Origin of the sequence: Leptolyngbya sp. Heron Island J, from assembly GCF_000482245.1 — a bacterium.
Classification (GTDB): domain Bacteria; phylum Cyanobacteriota; class Cyanobacteriia; order Phormidesmidales; family Phormidesmidaceae; genus Leptothoe.
In genome coordinates this window covers 225,385-243,928 of record NZ_AWNH01000014.1, presented here as the reverse complement: position 1 = coordinate 243,928, position 18,544 = coordinate 225,385, and the positions used below count along the sequence as shown (strand labels likewise).

Below are 18,544 nucleotides of genomic sequence, written 5' to 3'. Positions count from 1 at the left end.
TTGGCCCCCTTGTCTGTGGTGCTTTGCTATTAGCTATCAGTGTGCTTATTGGATATGGTCAAATCCATTAGCTCAAGATTTTAAGCGCGGCAACTGAACTTGAAAAGTACTGCCTTTGCCCACAATACTCGTTGCCGTGATTTGTCCATTGTGAGCACGCACCACCTGTTGAGCAATCGATAGACCGAGACCAAATCCGCCTGTGTGTCGCGATCGCGCTGCATCAACCCGATAAAATCGCTCAAAAATTTGGAGCAAATCCGCTTCTGGAATACCAACACCATCATCTTCAACCTGAATCAGCACATAATTGGCCTGAACTTGGAGACGAAGCTGAACGATGCCGCCATCTTTTGTGTACTTAAACGCATTATCCAAAAGATTAGTTAGGGCTCGGCGCAGGAGCTGTGCATTCACTTTGACCGTAGCGGTATGGTTTGGGATGTCATGAACAAATGTACGATTTCGTCGGAATGCTTGAGTTTTACCATAGTCCACTAGAGGTTTGAGCAGGTCTCCAACGCTAATTTGCTCAATCAGTGCAGCTCCATTAATGGGCCCCTCATGGCGGGCTAAAAACAAGAGATCGTCAATGAGGCCACTCATCGCCTTAGCTGCAGTCTCGATCTCTTTCACACATTCCTCCTGAGAACTTCCCTGAACACCAGGAATAAGAGCAACCTGAGCGTTGCTGAGGATGGCCGCCAACGGATTACGTAATTCGTGAGAGGCGTCAGCGGTAAAGCGTTGCAGGCGCTCGTAAGATTGTCGGATGGGTTGCATAGCGATGCCGCCTAAAATCCATCCGGTTAGGCCAATGATGCCAAGGGTGACAGGGACACCAAGAGTCAAAACAACAAGCGTCCGATTTAAATCAGCCTGTAGGGGAGCTAATGGGGTGGCTGCTTGGATATATCCAACAACGCGCTTGTTATATTTAATCGGGACAGTTAACTGACGCAGAATCTGTTTCTCTGAACCATCAACACCGTTGATATCAATTGTCTCAAAGCGCTTTTTGGGGGCCATCACCTGCTTTAGGTCATGGGTGGATCCAACAAACTGAGTTAATTTCCAATTGCGATCATACCAACGGATATAAAGTAATTCATTCTGTGGAGATAGGGCATTTTCTCCCACCAATGCGGTACCCTTGGCCAAAAGCCAGTCTCCCTGCTCTGGGCGGTAATAGGTGCGATTGTCGATGTCCTTCACTGTCAAGTACAACTTCTCATCGAAGTCTTGGAGCTTATCTTCAGCTTCGAGGGTGTAAACCACACCGGTAAACGCAATCAAAATACTCCCCATGGAAAGGGCGAACCAGTAAGCCAGATTGAGACGACTGCGATTGAACATTGCGACAGGTGTATAACCCTCTACGAAATTTTTTCAGGGATTTTAAGACGATAGCCCATCCCATAAACTGTCTCTAGCCAGCTTTTGGCGTCCAGCTCATCCAGCCGCTGCCGCAGTCGCCAGATGAGGGCCGTCACTGCATTGCTTTCTGGTTCAGTGCCCCACGTCCACAGCGTTTGTTCGATATTATCGCGAGTGATCACCTGGCCCGAACGCCGCATCAGATATTCCATTAAATGAAATTCGCGACTGGAGAGACGAATGCTTGTCTGCTGGCGTTCTAGGGTGAGAGTGGAAATATGGAGATACAGATCACCCAGACTAAGCAGATCTCCATGCCATTGAGGTGAGCGGCGACCCAGGGCTCGTACTCTGGCCAACAGTTCTGGAATATCCACAGGCTTTACTAAATAGTCATCAGCTCCAGCATCCAAACCCACTACTTTGTCTGCTGTTGTATCCTTGGCCGTTAACATTAGCACAGGGGATGCTTTACCCAGGGCTCGATACTGCTGACATAATGACACGCCACTAACTATGGGCAGCATCCAGTCTAAAATCAGCAAATCGTAATCCTTGTTGTTGATCAGCCATTGAGCCTCCTGGGGATCTTCTACACCATCCACTAAATGACCTGATTCAGAAAGAGCAATGCCTAACGGACGTAGTTGGGCGGGGTCATCTTCAACCAGCAGGATAATCATAGGGGGCTACCCAATACAAGCAAGTAGAGTTTACCGACCTTAGTATGGGCAACGAATATAACAGAAATGTGAGGTTGTTAATGGCCGAGTATGATCAGTGCATTGGGTGTCTAAGGTCATTATGCGAAAACTCAAGCGTTTGCCGCTATTCAATTGGAGGGTTCTACGGCTCTGGCTAGCATTGTTAGTGTTAGGGGGGGGCTTTTGGCTCATGGGTCAGCTTATGATGCTGAGAATTCTGGGGCGTACCTATGACACACCGCGTTACGTGATTACAAATCCCCAGCCTGAAGACACTACACAACCATCTATTACGGCTATCTATGTGGAAATTTGTAATGAATCCAGTAGTGCTGAAGCCAAGGTGATTTCTGATCAGTCGGGCGATCGCAAACTTCAATTTGACCTGATAGTGCCTGAGGATGTTGAGCAAGCTATTTCAAGAAAGCTGGCTATCCCGCTACAAGAAGTCAGCAGTTTAGTTCAATATAAGGTAAGCAATGCCTGCTCAAGATGAAACAACAAACCTAAATGTGCTTGGATATAACTACAAAATGATAAAGTCTTCATGAATACAGTATGTCTACTTAACAAAATTGTTTTGTAGCAGCTTATTGCTGATGGTATTCACTGTGGGATGCATGAAATTTATCCAAATTGCCGGGTTTTTCTGTCTACGCAGCACCGACTGTAAAAAAGTTGCTGTAATTTCTATGAATTATCAACAGTTTTACTGATGGATATGTTTCTGTGGAATTATTCATTTCAGGGGTTCTTGAGCGTTACGCGCAGACTAAATGATTATGCAACCGCCAAATAAGCAGATTTTTGACCTTTTTATAGGAAACTATTGCCAATAATTGGTGGTCTATAGGTGAAGTGCAACAGCATCAGGACATGGCTTTCTTGTAAAAGTTGCCTGATGGTTGTTTAGCAGTATTAAAGACGGAGCCTGAAACTTTGGTCTGCTACTGCTTGGGGACTATTGTGATTTTACTTACGTAGGTATTAGGGGTATCTTCTCATCGGTTCTTTATTATCTGATTAAGTTTATTCGATGAGTGTAGATAAGGCGCGGAACGACTATCTATCTGGTGGTATAACGCTATTGGAACAGTTGTTTAGGTGCTATCTCCCCCTTTACCAACAGCCCTCAGGTTGATAGGCAAATTGTTCCTCTTATAGAACATAGATTATCATTTTTGTCTTTCAGCTTCAGTTGTAAATGTTTTTGTATTAGTAGAAAGGTAGCCTTCTAAAATCATGCAGTACCAAGCCTCGGTCGTCACTTCAGACCAAAATTTTAAGAACTCTTATGCAAATTCATCGGCTCTGACTACTGACAAAACTGCCACAGTAAATATCTTAGATGTTGAGATTGACAACCTTTCTCGTGAAGAGCTGTTAGAACGTCTAGATGTTGATGGCGGTGTTGTCGTGACTCCTAATGTGGATCACCTGATGAAGCTGCAGCATGATGCAGAATTTCGCAAAGTATACGAGGCTGTAGACTTTCGCGTATGCGATAGTAAAATTCTGATGTATGCTGCTCAGTTTTTGGGTACGCCAATTTGTGATAAGATTTCGGGCTCTGATTTGTTGCCTTGGTTTTGTGACTATCATCGAGATAATCCCGATGTGAAAATATATCTGTTGGGTGCGGCTCCTGGTGTGGCTAAACTAGCGCAACAGCGTATCAATGAGCGCATTGGACGTGAGATTATTGTTGAGGCACACTCTCCTTCTTTTGGCTTTGAGAAGAGTCCTGAGGAATGTGAAGCTATTATTGAACGTATTCGTGCTTCCTCTGCCAATGTATTAGTGGTTGGTGTTGGTGCTCCTAAGCAAGAGAAGTGGATTGTTAAGCATAGAAGTAAGCTGTCTAATATCAAAACATTTTTAGCTGTTGGTGCGGCGATTGACTTTGAGGCTGGCCATAAGCCGCGTTCTCCTGAGTTTGTTACTGAACTAGGGTTGGAGTGGCTATATCGGACAATGTCTGAGCCTAAGCGTCTTTGGAAACGCTACTTGATTGAAGATATGCCATTCTTTAAGTTGCTGTTTCAACAGTGGTGGACGGCTAGAAGAGAGCGTAAGTCAGTTTAGAGCTGTCAAGTTATAGTCTCAGGCTACGGTTTCTATAGCTGATGTAGTCTGTGTCATAGTGAAAGCCCTTGAATGTTGAAGGCATTCAAGGGCTTTTTGAGGTTAGTCTCCGGCGAGATGAGATTATCTTGGTTGTTAACTTTCTGTTGATGTTTTATAAAGGCTTGAATTGACTGGTTTATAGCTCTTCAATGTAGGCGTCTTGACCTTGTAAGTTTCGTAGTGAGGGAGAATTTTGACTAACAATGTAGGGAAACTGGCCGGTTACTAGGGGGACAACTAGACGATTAGGCTGATGTGTTTTGAGAGCCTCTAAGGTGTCTTGTACAGTTGCGATCGCATTTTCCCCTTGCCACCGAGTTAGCCACACATGTACCTGATCGTTGGATTTATTGGCATTTGGGACTGAAGCTACCGCAAACATATTATCCCCAGGATCAATCACGAGACGCTGGGAAATACCAGTTTTTAGAACAGCAAATGATTGCGTGATAATCATTGCTTTCACGGTGTTTTCAGTTAAATTGCCAGCACTTTGGGCATCACCCCATACCAGCAGCTTTTCACCTACCTGAGAGGCAACCTGACCTTGAATAGCGGTCACAATGGCTAGAACAACAGGTCCTTGAGAGAGCTGCTCTAATAAACAAGAAAAGAGTTCTAGCGAAGAGGCTTGTGTATTAACCGTCATCTGAGTCATCGATAAAAAAATAATAAGGTGTTATCAATTCTCGGCAGAGACCAACCTGTAGAGTACATAAAACATGCACATTACAGCCGGGAGCGTTCCCTAGATCAACAACAGATAAACATGTTGGCAGGGAGAGCGCTACTATTGGTTGGGCAATTGGGACGGAGCAACCTGTCTAATTTAAGGGGAATCGTAAAGTTATATTATGACAAGCATCCTTAAAAAAGACATCCCCTGTCTCGCTTAAGGGGACAGTTAAAAAAGGTGACCTCCCAGTGTATTCTTTGCATTGGATATGGGACAAACAGTAAAAAAAATCGGCATTATTGGTGGCGGACAACTAGCGTGGATGATGGCCGCTGGAGCTAAACGTTTGGGACTAAGCTTGCTCATCCAAACGCCAAAGCGCTCTGATCCCGCCGTTGCTATTGCTGACCATGTAGTTATTGGTGCGGTTGCGGATGCAGATGCCACGGCGATTTTGGCTCAGCAATGTGATGTGATTAGCTTTGAAAATGAGTTTATTGATTTACCGGCGCTACAGCAACTGGAACGTCAAGGTATCCGGTTTTATCCTCAGCTCAGCTGTTTAGCACCGCTATTAGACAAATATGATCAGCGACTGTACTGTCAAAAATTGGGGTTGCCTGCTCCGAAGTTTGTCACCTTAAGCTCAGAAGCCGATTTGCCCCAGTTAGCAGCCAGCATCGCTACGGTGGGTTTGCCGCTGGCTCTCAAAACCCGTCGTCATGGTTATGACGGTCAGGGCACCTTTATTTTGCGTGACTTTGATGCAGTCCAGGCTACGTGGGCTCAGCTCGGCTATCAGCCGGTTTTATTAGAGGCGTTTGTGCCGTTTGAACGAGAATTGGCGGTCATGGCTGCCCGTTCTCAGTCTGGAGAAATTGTTCTCTATCCTGTAGTCGAGTCTCAGCAAATAGATCAAGTATGTCGCCGTGTGATTGCGCCAGCGGATGTGAGCGAGTCGGTGGGGCAGCAGGTTGCTCATATTGCTACTACTTTATTAGGTCAGCTTGGTGTCGTTGGGATCTTTGGTATTGAGCTATTTCTAACTGCTAACGACCGTGTGTTGGTGAATGAAATTGCACCGCGCACCCACAATTCCGGTCACTATACGTTAGATGCTTGTGTGACTTCGCAATTTGAACAACAGCTGCGAGCGGTATCTGGACTATCGCTGGGATCGCCTCAACTCAATTGTTCTCAGGCCCTGATGATCAATCTGCTGGGCTTTGAAAGTTCCACATCAGACTATAGGGATCGACGGGCGGCTCTGGCGGCGTTACCCAATACTCATGTCCATTGGTATGGCAAAGGTGAATCCCGGCCTGGGCGAAAATTAGGTCATGTCACAGTGACATGCGATCGCATCCATACCCGTGATGAACTAAACCAATTAATTCATCAGATAGAGGCTCTTTGGTATCCCGAATCCTCTTAAAACCTAGGAGTGTTCCATGGAACACCCCTAGGTTTTTGGGTCCTATTTGAAATAGTGATTGAGGTGAGGAAAACCGCTCAATCATCCCTATCGATCAACCCTTGTCGATTTACCAGGACAGTTGGTTATGATGACTCTAGTTTCACTACGGCGTTGGTGACTGCCAACAATGTTTCTTGATCTATGCTTTTCACTTAAGGGCATCGAATAAGTTCGCGGTGGCAGTATACCGGGCTTGCACCCGGAAACTTTAAATCGCGACTACGGGCCCACCTGGATTTTCCAGGTCAAAAACTGAGGTAAGACGGCGTTGCGGTGAAACTTTTAAGATTTGAAAAGCTCTTGGTCATTAGATCAAGAGCTTTTTGCTGTGGGGTTCACTATCCGGTAGTATTATTGGTATTGTTGGTGGGTACAAATATACTATCCCATGGTTCAATACACGATTCCTCAAAGCCCTGAAGATGTATTGATTACCGTTTCTGGACGGGATTCGGCAAAAGCCCGTGAAAAGGCGATGGATCAGCTTCTAGAAATGATGGGCGATGGTAAGCTAACGGCTGATTTGGATGATGGCTTTACCCCAAAGGATTTTATTGAAGTGAAAGAACAAAAGACAGACCCTACACCTGAGGAAAATGCAATTGTTGATGCGGTTCAGGTGCTGAGTAACCTGGCTAATTTGAAAGTGAAGGTGCAGGGGTCCCGCAGTGAAGCCTTAAAGGTTAGAAAATTGGTAGATTTGCTGTTCACCGATGATGTTATAGAAGACGAGCAGCTGGAAGAGTTAAAGAATGGGTTTAAGGTGCTAAAAACCTTTGCTCAAAGCAATCTGCGCTATCGTGATGCGCGGGCTAATGCTGAAGACGCTCGCAAGGTCTTAGATGCGGCGCTGGGGAAGTAGGGTATTTATCGAAAGATGCGATCGCGATCATTATCGATAAAATAAAGCCGCCCATGACCAGCAATATGTGCTTGGGGTTGGTCTCCCTCTGGGATAGCTGTAACCCGAAATACATAGGTGCCGTCTAGTCTGGGGTTGCGCTGTGGGCGTAACCCAATCGTGACCAATCGGCCGGGTTCAACGGGGGGCTCAAACTCTACTGTGACCGCTTTAGTATTTTCATCAATGGAAACATCGCCCAGACTCAGCTCGCTTTGCTCGTCTCCAGGAGTCTCTGCAAACGCGATCGTTCGGTCTAGTTGGTAAGGCTGCAGATAGCGTGTCAGGTTTTGAGGTTCAATGACAACGCTTTGTAGAGGGGCATCAGCATTAGCCGGCAAATCGAGGGTAAAGAAATAGGTGGCATTACGACGCATAACTGAGTCGTTGGTGGTAGACGCATTCAGAAATTGAGGAGGTTGTATAAATGCGGTGGTACCATCGGCTAGTTCAATGGCCTGGGCATTGAATGTCATGGCAGCTACTGTGCCGATTGATAGCGGTAGCCATCTGATTTGCATGACTGGGGCCTCTAATGCTAATACCCCCATTGTGGAAAATTTTATTGGAATTGTGGGGTGGAGCTAGTACGACCAGGACTGATGCTGGATAGCGCCATAATATTGGATAAGTGGACAAGTGGGTGTTACATAGGTTTGAGGATGAGGATGAATCACGGTCCTGAATTGCTAGCGCCAGCGGGTACGTGGGAATGTGTGCAAGCGGCGGTGGAAAATGGTGCGGATGCGATTTACTTTGGGCTGGATCGGTTTAATGCGCGCATGCGATCGCAAAACTTCACCGAAGCCGATCTCCCTGAACTGATGGCCTTTCTTCACAGTCGCGGTGTCAAGGGCTATGTCACTTTCAACACGTTGATTTTTCCAAGGGAGCTGGCGGCAGCAGAACGCTATCTACGGACCATGATTACTGCGGGTGTGGATGCCGCGATTGTCCAGGATGTGGGTATGTGTCGTCTGATTCGGCATCTGTCCTCTGATTTTCCTATTCATGGCTCTACCCAAATGACTGTTACCTCAGCGGCAGGGGTGGAGTTCGCCAACAATCTTGGTGCTCAACTGGTCGTGCTGGCGAGAGAATGTTCTCTCAAAGATATTGAGAAAATACAACAACAAACAGAAGATATTGCCCTGCCGCTAGAGGTGTTTGTGCATGGGGCTCTGTGCGTTGCTTATTCTGGGCAGTGTCTAACCAGTGAAGCGTTGGGAGGGCGTTCTGCCAACAGAGGTGAATGCGCCCAGGCCTGCCGGATGACCTACGATATGAAGGTAGATGGAGAACTGGTTGATCTAGGCGATAAGCAATATCTGCTCAGTCCTCAAGATCTCTCGGGGCTACCTGTATTACCCGATTTAATTAAATCGGGTGTTAGCTGTTTAAAGATAGAAGGACGACTCAAGTCGCCGGAATATGTGGCTAATGTTACCCGTGTCTACAGACAGGCATTAGATCGAGCGCTGCAGACCGTTGTTCCAACTTCAACAACACAACAATCTTCTCTGAAATTGGGCAATCGATTGGCTTCATATCAGCCCACAGCCGATGAGCGCTACAACTTGGAAATGGCCTTTTCCCGTGGTCTGTATACGGGCTGGTTTCGCGGCATTAATAACCAGGAATTAGTCCATGCCCGGTTTGCCAAAAAGCGGGGGGTGTATCTGGGTGATGTCGTGCGTGTGACTAAACAGCAGGTGGAGCTGGAGACCAAGGTATCGGTTAAGGCTGGCGATGGCATTGTGTTTGATTCGGGCCACCCGGATACGGATCAGGGTGGGCGAATTTATGGTGTGGAAGAGCGGGGCCGCAGTGTCTGGCTGAATTTTGCTAAACAGGGCATCGATCTGCGTCGGGTAAAACCAGGCTATAAGGTTTGGAAGACGTCTGATCCAGAGTTGGATAAGACCCTCCGTCAGACATACAGCGGCGATCAGCCCCAGGTGCAGCAGTCGATTGATATTGAGGTGTATGGGACTGAAGGGGAGCCGGTGATTGCGATCGCAACCGATCCCCAGGGCCATATAGCCAGAGTCGCATCTGAAAAGGCATTGGAGGTGGCTCGTAACCGGCCACTGACGTCTGAAAAGTTGATACAACAACTTTCGCGATTGGGGAATACACCGTTTAGGCTCGGTACTTTAACAAATAATCTGGCTGATGGGCTGATTGTGCCAGTGAGTGAGCTAAATCGTCTGCGGCGGGAACTGGTGGAGCAATTGTTGGGGCAACGGATGCGACCAAGGGTTTGGAGGTTGGAGACGGGACATACGTATGGGGATTTGGTGCCGGAGCGGTTGGGGGTTGGAGAGGCAACTCGACCTACGGGTTCGTTGGGTTTCACGTGTTCAACCCAACCCACGTTGATTCCTCTGGTTCGGAATCTTGATCAACTCCGTGCTGTGCTGGCTGCGGACATGACTACGGTTTATTGCGAGCTGGAGAATCCTGTGCGTTATCGGGATGCGGTGGCACTTACTCGTGAGCTAAATTCTGAGGCTAAGTTGTATGTTGCGCCGCCACGGATTACCAAGCCGGGAGAGCAATACATTCTCAAGCAGGTGCGCCAAGCGGATGCTGATGGTTATCTGGTGCGCAATTATGACCATCTCAAATTCTTTGCCGATTCGCCTTGTGTTGGGGATTTTTCGCTGAATGTGGCTAATCTGATTACGGCGGATTATTTCAAAACGGAGTTTGGCTTAGAACGGCTGACGGCTAGCTACGACCTGAATGTGACGCAGCTGCTCGATTTGCTCAAGACCACACCTCCTGACTGGTTTGATATTACGGTGCATCAGCATATGCCGATGTTTCACATGGAGCACTGTGTGTTCTGCGCCTTTTTGTCGGAGGGGACGGACTTTACGAACTGTGGCCGACCCTGTGAGCAACATGAGGTGATGCTTCGCGATCGCACCGGCACTGAGCATATTCTGCAAGCTGATGCTGGCTGTCGTAATACTCTGTATAACGGTGTCGCTCAAACCGGCGCAGAGTTTATTCCTCGGCTAATTGAGCAAGGCGCACGTCACTTTCGGATTGATTTCCTCAACGAAACACCGACTCAGGTTCAACATATTCTCACCCGTTATCAGCAGCTCCTCCAGGGAGAAATAAACGGACGTCAGCTGTGGCAAACTCTTAAATTATCTAGCAGGCTTGGTGTAACCCGCGGCGCTTTAGAATGAAAATCGTTGGGATTTCCCAGGAAATTTTCCTAACCTTACTCACAAGAGACTGTTAGCATACGAGATACTATCCCTTCCCATACACTGCGAGAAACACGCACTGATGCTTTTTGACATTTCATGATTAATAAGTTTGTAGCTAAATATTGCGTTAATGCCTCAGTTTCCTCGGAAGATAGTGTAATCTCTTCGATGGTTAGTCCAAAAGCTTTGAGCCAGGTTTCTAAAACACTTGCTGCTAGTATTTTGTAAGTTTTGCTATTTTGTGGAGATACTGGAAACTGTGTTTTAAGGCTCTCTAAATTTGCCTTCAATACAGGACAGTTTATACTTTGAAATACTTGCAACTTTCTAAAAGTTATGTCGAGAGAGCGAACCCGTTTTCGATGATTTCCAAGGGCATTCACACTAGCACCAGAATATACAATCCTCCAAATTCGATCAAATTCACCATAGAGCTTTCCGTCAAGTTGTGATGTTAACCGTCGACTGTAATTGAATGCTTTAGCAATTTCATCGAATGAATCAAACTCCCTTTTATAGCCATATACTAGGGCACAGAGCAAGCCTAGTGCTGCAACACGTTTACCTGTTGGATGAAAATACTTATCCCACTCAATGGTAATTTCATTGGTCCACTGTAATAAAGCCAGTAACTTGTCAGTTGTAATAAATTTCCGAGACTCCTCTTCCATCGATAGAAGTAATTCATCTGCTCCAGCTCTCATCAAACCCGAAACCAGTAAAAAAACACCTTCCCAGCGAGAATCGGTTAGATGTTCAGTCACGAGTTTTTTAACTTGCCGATGATCATCTATGTACTGGGCAGTTAAATATTCTTGAAATGTTGTATGTGAGAATGAGTGGATATTATGGGCGCGTTCTACTAAAATTCCTTGCTGTATCTCAATAGATCTTAAAATCTCCTCGCCATCCAAATGTCTTGGTGCATTTAGATTCTCTCGTAAAAAAGTTGTAATTCTCTGAACAACTTCTCTTTCCGAAAAGAAAAATCTATCTGCTTCATACCCTTTATAAGCAATTTCTGATAGCATTGCTCTTTCTATAGGAGGATTTAGATCTTGATAAATAGGATTTCGTTGAACTCGTTTTTCCACGAGCCACTTATTCATAAATAGGTCTAGGGCTTCATCATAAAGAGATGCACGATTTTTGGGTAGATTTTGAGAACCTGCATATACAAAGCATAAGAGTGTTAGTAATAAGGGATTATGGGCAAGCTCTTTCGCACCGGAGTTTTTAGGTTTCTGTAGAATGTCCCAACATTTCTGAGCAGTTTTATTATTTTTATCATCTTCTGACTGAAACCACTTATATAAAAAACTCTCAATTTGAGCATCATCAAATTCAGTTATTAAAAAATCATTGAAATTAAGATAGCTATTGTAACAAGCTGCACTTCTACAAGATGCAACAAAGCGATTTTTACCATATTTGTCTACAAAATTTTTAATGTGTATCAGGACATCATTTAAGTTGCTGCTTGGAACTTCATCTAGAGCATCAAGTAATATCAAAAGGTTGCCTTGAGATAGTGCTTTAGAGGTAAACTCCTCTGCATTTGGAAACCCGCAAATGTCAAACTCTTCTGAGATTTTGTTCTCAAGATTAATATTTTTTTCGGTAAACTGTTTTAGTTCAATAAAAACAGGGATTCCAGGGTTGGATAATCCTCCTTGTTTTGGTTTAAGTGCCTCTAATCCTATTTTTCTCAGTAACGTAGATTTGCCAGCACCCGGTCCCCCAAGGATCATAAGAAACTGCTCTTCATTCACTATTTCTATTGCTTCTTGTTTAGTAAGATTAACAGCATGAAATTTTCTTCTACCTATCTGACGATGAGATTCTTCCAGGGTCTGAATTGATTTGAACTGTCGATCTTTAAACTTGCCTAATTTAATATTTGTAAAAATAGAATCGATATCTATTGCTTCAGTCATTCCTAATAATTTGATCCGACCATGACGACTGTGATATCTATTTTCGTATTCGCGAATAGCAATTTCTAACTCTTGTCTATATTTTTTTCTCTGGGTAAACCGTTGGAATAGGTTTTTCCCAGAAGCTGACATCAACTCATAAATAGGAACGACTAAACTCGTCAATACTGATTGCGCTAAAGGGTCCATTAGACAATTCTCAGGGCTACACAATGGTTTATGTTGAGATCTACACTCTATTCAGAGTTTAGGATTAACTAAGAATAAATAGGTTCTCCTCGCCTCAGGGATTTATATGAAATGGTAACCAGTAGCTCATCTCTAATAAGAGACTAAAGCTTGGTTTTTAAATCACTATGATGCTATGTCCCTAAGAGTCAAACTAGGTCGGACATAAGGCGAAAAGATGTTAATGTGAGACTCAAAAATTACTTTCCTGCATTAACTCATCATAAGAATCTATCCCTGACAGATTCATGAGTGCGAGCTTTTTTAGCTAATGCAACTGCACTTATCAATAACGCTTAGATAGCCTCAATATATCGTAAAAAACTTGGGTGCGGCAATAGTTTACCTAGGATAAAACTCGCCAAACCTCAATTCATAACTTGGTATTATAGGTATCAGCTTAGACTAAGAATCTTCTCTGTGTAGAGCATCTGAAGCCATCAATCAGATGTCCTTGAGAGATTCAAGAAAATCTAAATTCCATAGAATGTTACCTTCCTCACAGCATATTTCACTATTGTGATAACGCACTGCTATAAGTCGGTATTCATCTTGACTGACGGTCGTTTGGAATCTTAAACAGCACTAATTGTGCGTCTAGATTTGCAGACGTTAAAAAAATGACTGCTTATTTAAAGCTCTGTTGGATAGTGCTGTTAAGTCAATTAAAGGTCTGTATCCAATAAATAACCCCGACATTGCTGCCGGGGTTAGTTTACACATAGTGGGTTTCATATAAGGTGTGCCTCAAGCACATATTCAATGTAATTAATTTTCGTCTCTGGCACCGTAAATACCCTGCAAATTTGCTTGAAGACTGGTTAAAGTTACTGATCTATTTGCAGTTAAGATGTCTGTACCCCTCTCATTAAAGGGCTTTAGGTGTATTTTTTGAACATGTCTGAAATTTATTTCTTATTAGCTGATTTTTGAAGTCAAATTCAGAAAAAGTGACCTAGATCACCTATCTAAACGATTTCAATTAATGTGATTTTGCCTGATATACGCATTGAGATATCAGTGTAATTCCATACTTTAAACCTAATAAATAACCCCGGCATTTCTGCCGGGGCGGGTTACACATAGGGTGTTTATATAGATTGTGTTGCAAGAACAAATCCAATGTAACCAATTCTTAAGCACATCACCGTAAAACCACCGTAAAATCTCTTAAAGAGAGCCTAAAGTCTGTTGTGCTACGGGTGGGGTGACTGGCAACTGTGAGATTAGCCAAAGGTTCTGCTATTCCAGCCCCACATAGCACCGTCGGAATCAGCAAATTCAATATAGGTGCGGTTGGGAGGAATACCTAACGCTGCTTGTACCTGAGCACAAAATTCCTGGCTCATGGTTTTGGTTTTGCTGCCCATGGTGCCAACGCTTTTGATTTCGATATAGCAGGTGGGCTCAGTACTGCCAGCAAAGGTCATGGGAGTGCTGGGTTGAAAGGCGGTCATGACGTAAGATTCGGGCTTGCCCAGATGTTTGGCCAGGCTAGCCGAAAGTTGCTTGAGCATGTCTTCCACAGCGCCTTTAGAGGGGGCTTCGACCGAGGTTTGAACTTTGATCAGAGGCATAAGTGATTTGGGGTAAATGAGATGTTGGTTGAGGCAGGCTAATAGGCAGGATAGGGGCATGCCCTTGTGGATGCCCTAGGTAGCTATGGGTTTGCACTAACCGCCATAGTTCCAGCCAGTTGTCGATAGCAACAGCGCATCGCCTTCCCGATGAATGCCTGCACCGATAACTTCGCCAACAAAGACAGTATGGTCGCCATGTTCAACGGCGCTGATGACGTTGCACTCGACGTAGCCCAGGGTGTCTTTGATGATGGGACAGCCAGTTTCCGGTCCAGGGTAAAACTCGATGTCTTCAAATTTATTGCCGACGCGACGCAGAGGCTTAAAAAAGTTTTGAGCCAGGTCTTTTTGGCCATCTTCTAAAACGCTAAGGGCAAACACCCCGCTGGCTTTGATCATGGCGTGAGAAGTTGAATCGGCTTTGACGCAGTTGACGACCAGCGGTGGGGCAAAGGATGCCTGCATGACCCAGCTAGCGGTAAAGCCATTGACTTCTTCGCCATCTTTGACACCACAGATATACAGCGCATGGGGAATTTTGCGCAGCATCGTTTTTTTTGCCTGTTCGTCGAGCATGGGTACTCACCCTTTATGTTGCTTACAACGCTTCAGTTTAAACGAATTGAGAGAGGTGAGTGTGTTGCGCGGGCGAGTGATTTTTGGGCTGTTTTACTGAGCGACTTGGTCCATGTAGTTGCCCCAGAGCTGGGCGGCTTGAGAACTGCTGCCGTTGGTGGGGGTGTTATCGTCATTGCCAAGCCAGATGCCGGTGACCAGGTTGGCATTGGGGACAAAGCCGACAAACCAGAGGTCAACGCCGTCGTTGGTGGTGCCGGTTTTGCCAGCCTCACCTAGCCCCAGATAGGCACTGCGACCGGTGCCGCTGTTGATGGTGCCTCGCATAAAGGAGGTAATGGTGCGGGCGGTGCTGGGGGTGATGACATTGATATCGCGACCGGCACTGTTGTCGGTTGTAAAGTCAAAGATGACGCGGCAGGTGCTAGGGTCGCTGTCATCGCTGCAGGCGCTACTGTCCAAGATTCGTTGAATGCCATGGGGTCGATTCCAAACGCCATCATTTGCGATCGCGCCTACCGCTCCCGTCATTTCTAGGGGGGTCACTCCGCTCTGACCGAGCACTAATCCAGGCACCGGGTCTAATGTCGATTCAATACCCATAGTTCGGGCCAGGTTCACAATGTTGTCTAACCCAGCTTCACGGGCAATCCGGAGGGCGACCACATTTTCCGATAGGGCAAAACCGTCATACATATCGAGGGTTCCGCCCCCAGAGCGACATCCCTGATAAAATTGACCACCCCAGTTCATATCGCTACAGCTAAAGCCAGTCCCTGCAGAAATGCCTTGTTCTAGAGCACTGGCATAGGCAAAAATTTTGAACGTGGAACCAGGCTGTCTGACAGCTTGCGAGGCCCGATTAAACTGGCTCTGGCTGTAATCTGTGCCGCCCACCAGGGCCTTGATCTCACCTGTAGAAGATTGCAGGGTAACCAAGGCTCCCTGGGAAAACCCATACCGGTCACCTATATTGACAATGCCGGAGCGCATGGAGGTTTCTGCCTGACTTTGCAGCTCTAAATCCAGGCTGGTTTCCACATAGAAATTGCCTTCTCGGGCTAAGCTGGCTCCTAGAAGCTGATCCAATTCGTCAAAAATATAGCTGTAAAAGTAGGGAGCCCGAATGCTCTGGAGCTGTTCTCGCGCTTTGGGACTAATGTCAATCCGCGATCTTCGAGCGCTACGACCTTCTTCCTGGTTAATCATACCCAGGGCCACCATCCGCTCAATTACGCGGTTGCGATAATCCAGGGCATCGTCGTAGCTCTGCACCGGATTAAAGGCATTGGGGGCCGGTAAAATGCCGACTAAAGTAGCGGCTTCTTGAATGTTGAGGTCTTTAGCAGACTTATCAAAGTAAAACTGGGAAGCGTCTTCAAATCCGTAGAGATTATTGCCCAGATACACTCGATTGAGATACAGCAACATGATGGTGTTCTTGCTGTAAAACGTTTCTAGCTTGAGGGCGACAATCATTTCGCGAATTTTGCGCATGGCGCTGTCGTCGCTGCCCACATATTCCCGATAGATATTACGGGCCATCTGCTGGGTCAAGGTGCTAGCGCCTTCGCGGATGGTGCCACTTCTAATGTTGGTTTTGGCGGCTCGGGCAATACCCCAGGGATCAACGCCCAGGTGCCAGTGATAACGAGAATCTTCTGAGGCAATCACGGCCTGGGGTAAATATTTGGAATATTCCCGCAGTTTTGTTTTCTCGATGTGAGCCTGGTTGGTAATCGGATTTAGCAAGACGCGATCGCCATTTTCATTGCCATACACTGAAACTGGCCCTTGCACTGATTCGGGAATGGGGCGAATGGGGATTTTGGGCCATTCAATGACTACGACCCAAAAGGCAGTGAGGGCAATACTGCCGGTAATGCCATAAAGACCATAGCGGATCGTTTTGAGATACCACGGTGCTGGGTTTTGGAACCGGACAGTAACGGCATCATTGAGTTCTTTCGGTCCCAGGCTCAGGACGTCGCCATCTTGGAGCTTAAAGGTTTTAAGCCGTTTTTTGCCGCAGTAGGTGCCGTTGGTGGATTTTTGATCTTTGAGGACAAAGGGGTTGCCAGGTTGGTTGCGATCGCGAGTCAGCGTTAAATGCGTCTGACTGACCAGCGGACTGCGCACCACAATGTCACAGTTCTTGGAGCTACGCCCCAACACATAGTGATCGCCCACCAGATCATATTCTTGCCGCTGGCTGTCATAGTCCACTACCAGCTTTGGCACTCGGGCACCGGGCTTCAACGCCAATTTATTGAAATCTACCCGAGCCACATTTTGAATCACCTGGGTCATCGTTCCCAAGATGGTTCGTGGGGGTGTCGTCGATGAATTACGGTGAGGTGGCTGAGTCATCCTTAGACGTAGAGTGTTTGAAAATACGGATGTTTGATGTATGGGTTCACTATAACCCCTCAATCATTGACCCCTGATCCAGCTATTACAACTACAGTCAACACAACCAGGATTGCGAATATGAATATGGCTTATTCTAAGTCCCTAAATAGAGTTAGATAGGGTCAATATAATATCCCCCACATTTCTAAAGACGTTTAAGCATAGGTCTCAGCAAATATCCTTTAAGACTTCTTCTTTTGTTCACGTTTTTCTGCCACAAAAATAGCGATCAATAGACAGACAATACCCACGTTGATCCAGATATCCGCCAGATTAAACACCGGAAATCGGGTAATAGGAAATGCTTGAATAAAATCCACCACTTCACCGGCTTTGACCCGATCGACGCCATTCCCCATGGCCCCGGCCAATATAAATCCCCAGCCAGCACGCTCCCAGCGATCTTCAATCCGCATCACCAGACCATAGCCTGCGATCGCGAGGCTGACAATGACCGATAGCCAGGGCAGTATCCAACGACAATTATCGCCGCTGCAAATACTCCACGCAGCCCCTCGATTCAGCACATAGGTAAAATTGAGCACCCCTGGAATAATCGTTACCGGTTCGCCCAAATTAAAGTTTTGGACGACCCAGTGCTTGGTGATTTGATCTAGAAGCAGCCCGATAAAAGCCGCCACCCAGAACAGACGATTGATTTGTTTTCTCCTTAACCTACCCATGCTGTTATGACGGTGCTAATAGAACATGATCTGGCGCATACCGTAGGCCAGCACCGAAACCGCACAGACCAAGACCAGCTGCCCTGGAATGGGCGCAATTGAGAATGTGAAAATAGCCTCTGCCAAAGATGGCGCATTTTCACCAGTCCACTGTAATACATAGGCCAGGGGCAAATACACTAATCCCACTACATGAATAGTAAGCAGGCCGCCTAAACAACTCAGCGCTAATGTTTCTAGCTTCAGCGTTTCCCAAAATGCCAGATAGCCGCAGACCCATGCCGCTGGAATAAATCCAAGTAAATAGCCAAAGCTCGGTTCTCTGACATAGCTCAACCCACCCCCTTGGGTAAAGACTTGAAAATCAAATGCCTGGAATAGAAAAAGCCCCAGACTGAGATAAGCGACCTGTGACAGAGCCGCTGCATTTTGCCCCCCCAAACAGCCGATTAATAAAACAGCTCCGACTTGAAAGCTGACCCCAAGCGAAAGAACGTCTATACCATTAGCCCAATTCCAAGGTCCAGTGGTAATAAAGACCTCTAACCATGTGCCCCCGATGGTCAAAATCAAGCCAATTAATGCCCACAGCAACTCTGCCGTTGCAAACACCTAAATACTCCTCTTGGTGACGGT

15 protein-coding genes and 1 other RNA gene are annotated in these 18,544 nt (G+C 46.1%); 6 read left to right on the top strand and 10 right to left on the bottom strand.

Features of this window, described 5'->3' with window-relative positions:
• Positions 1-72: 72 nt before the first annotated feature.
• Together N836_RS44635 and N836_RS44630 are read right to left on the bottom strand one after the other, a co-directional pair.
• Positions 73-1,356, bottom strand: a complete 1,284-nt coding sequence (locus tag N836_RS44635; RefSeq protein ID WP_023071118.1) for a sensor histidine kinase — start codon at positions 1,354-1,356, stop codon at positions 73-75.
• Between the two features lie 20 nt (positions 1,357-1,376).
• On the bottom strand, positions 1,377-2,060 hold the full coding sequence (locus tag N836_RS44630; protein ID WP_023071117.1) for a response regulator transcription factor: 684 nt from the start codon (positions 2,058-2,060) through the stop codon (positions 1,377-1,379).
• A gap of 223 nt (positions 2,061-2,283) precedes the next feature.
• On the opposite strand from N836_RS44630, the gene N836_RS44625 reads away from it, so the two are divergent.
• Together N836_RS44625 and N836_RS44620 are read left to right on the top strand one after the other, a co-directional pair.
• Complete coding sequence (locus N836_RS44625) at positions 2,284-2,577, top strand: hypothetical protein (protein WP_235071035.1); 294 nt, start codon at positions 2,284-2,286, stop codon at positions 2,575-2,577.
• 746 nt (positions 2,578-3,323) lie between these two features.
• Positions 3,324-4,166 (top strand): WecB/TagA/CpsF family glycosyltransferase, encoded by an 843-nt coding sequence (locus N836_RS44620; protein WP_023071115.1) that lies wholly within the window; start codon positions 3,324-3,326, stop codon positions 4,164-4,166.
• 178 nt (positions 4,167-4,344) lie between these two features.
• Here N836_RS44620 and N836_RS44615 read toward each other — a convergent pair whose 3' ends face one another.
• Positions 4,345-4,866, bottom strand: a complete 522-nt coding sequence (locus tag N836_RS44615; protein WP_023071114.1) for an XdhC family protein — start codon at positions 4,864-4,866, stop codon at positions 4,345-4,347.
• Between the two features lie 286 nt (positions 4,867-5,152).
• Between N836_RS44615 and N836_RS44610 the strand changes: the two genes are divergently transcribed.
• From N836_RS44610 to N836_RS44605, 3 genes are all read left to right on the top strand, one after another.
• The gene (locus tag N836_RS44610) at positions 5,153-6,319 is read left to right on the top strand and encodes a 5-(carboxyamino)imidazole ribonucleotide synthase (RefSeq protein ID WP_023071113.1); all 1,167 of its coding nucleotides are present in this window, start codon (positions 5,153-5,155) and stop codon (positions 6,317-6,319) included.
• A gap of 139 nt (positions 6,320-6,458) precedes the next feature.
• A non-coding RNA gene (gene ssrS, locus N836_RS74110) (6S RNA) lies at positions 6,459-6,642 on the top strand.
• Positions 6,643-6,749: 107 nt separating this feature from the next.
• A complete protein-coding gene (locus N836_RS44605) occupies positions 6,750-7,223 on the top strand; it encodes a hypothetical protein (RefSeq protein ID WP_023071112.1) in 474 nt (157 codons plus the stop codon).
• Positions 7,224-7,228: 5 nt separating this feature from the next.
• Here N836_RS44605 and N836_RS44600 read toward each other — a convergent pair whose 3' ends face one another.
• The gene (locus tag N836_RS44600; protein WP_031291736.1) at positions 7,229-7,783 is read right to left on the bottom strand and encodes a DUF2808 domain-containing protein; all 555 of its coding nucleotides are present in this window, start codon (positions 7,781-7,783) and stop codon (positions 7,229-7,231) included.
• Positions 7,784-7,930: 147 nt separating this feature from the next.
• On the opposite strand from N836_RS44600, the gene N836_RS44595 reads away from it, so the two are divergent.
• Complete coding sequence (locus N836_RS44595) at positions 7,931-10,468, top strand: U32 family peptidase (protein WP_023071109.1); 2,538 nt, start codon at positions 7,931-7,933, stop codon at positions 10,466-10,468.
• A gap of 35 nt (positions 10,469-10,503) precedes the next feature.
• On the opposite strand, the gene N836_RS44590 is transcribed toward N836_RS44595, so the two are convergent.
• The 6 genes from N836_RS44590 to N836_RS44565 all read right to left on the bottom strand — a co-directional run bounded on the left by N836_RS44590 (position 10,504) and on the right by N836_RS44565 (position 18,520).
• Positions 10,504-12,618 carry an NACHT C-terminal helical domain 2-containing protein gene (locus N836_RS44590; protein ID WP_023071108.1) on the bottom strand — a complete coding sequence of 705 codons (2,115 nt, stop codon included), beginning with the start codon at positions 12,616-12,618 and terminating at the stop codon, positions 10,504-10,506.
• Between the two features lie 1,265 nt (positions 12,619-13,883).
• Complete coding sequence (locus N836_RS44585) at positions 13,884-14,234, bottom strand: phenylpyruvate tautomerase MIF-related protein (protein WP_031291732.1); 351 nt, start codon at positions 14,232-14,234, stop codon at positions 13,884-13,886.
• Positions 14,235-14,330: 96 nt separating this feature from the next.
• On the bottom strand, positions 14,331-14,813 hold the full coding sequence (locus N836_RS44580) for a flavin reductase family protein (RefSeq protein WP_023071106.1): 483 nt from the start codon (positions 14,811-14,813) through the stop codon (positions 14,331-14,333).
• Positions 14,814-14,906: 93 nt separating this feature from the next.
• Positions 14,907-17,183 carry a transglycosylase domain-containing protein gene (locus tag N836_RS44575; protein ID WP_031291730.1) on the bottom strand — a complete coding sequence of 759 codons (2,277 nt, stop codon included), beginning with the start codon at positions 17,181-17,183 and terminating at the stop codon, positions 14,907-14,909.
• Between the two features lie 224 nt (positions 17,184-17,407).
• Positions 17,408-17,908 carry a signal peptidase II gene (gene lspA, locus N836_RS44570; protein WP_023071104.1) on the bottom strand — a complete coding sequence of 167 codons (501 nt, stop codon included), beginning with the start codon at positions 17,906-17,908 and terminating at the stop codon, positions 17,408-17,410.
• Positions 17,909-17,923: 15 nt separating this feature from the next.
• Positions 17,924-18,520, bottom strand: a complete 597-nt coding sequence (locus N836_RS44565; RefSeq protein ID WP_023071103.1) for a biotin transporter BioY — start codon at positions 18,518-18,520, stop codon at positions 17,924-17,926.
• Positions 18,521-18,544: the final 24 nt, after the last annotated feature.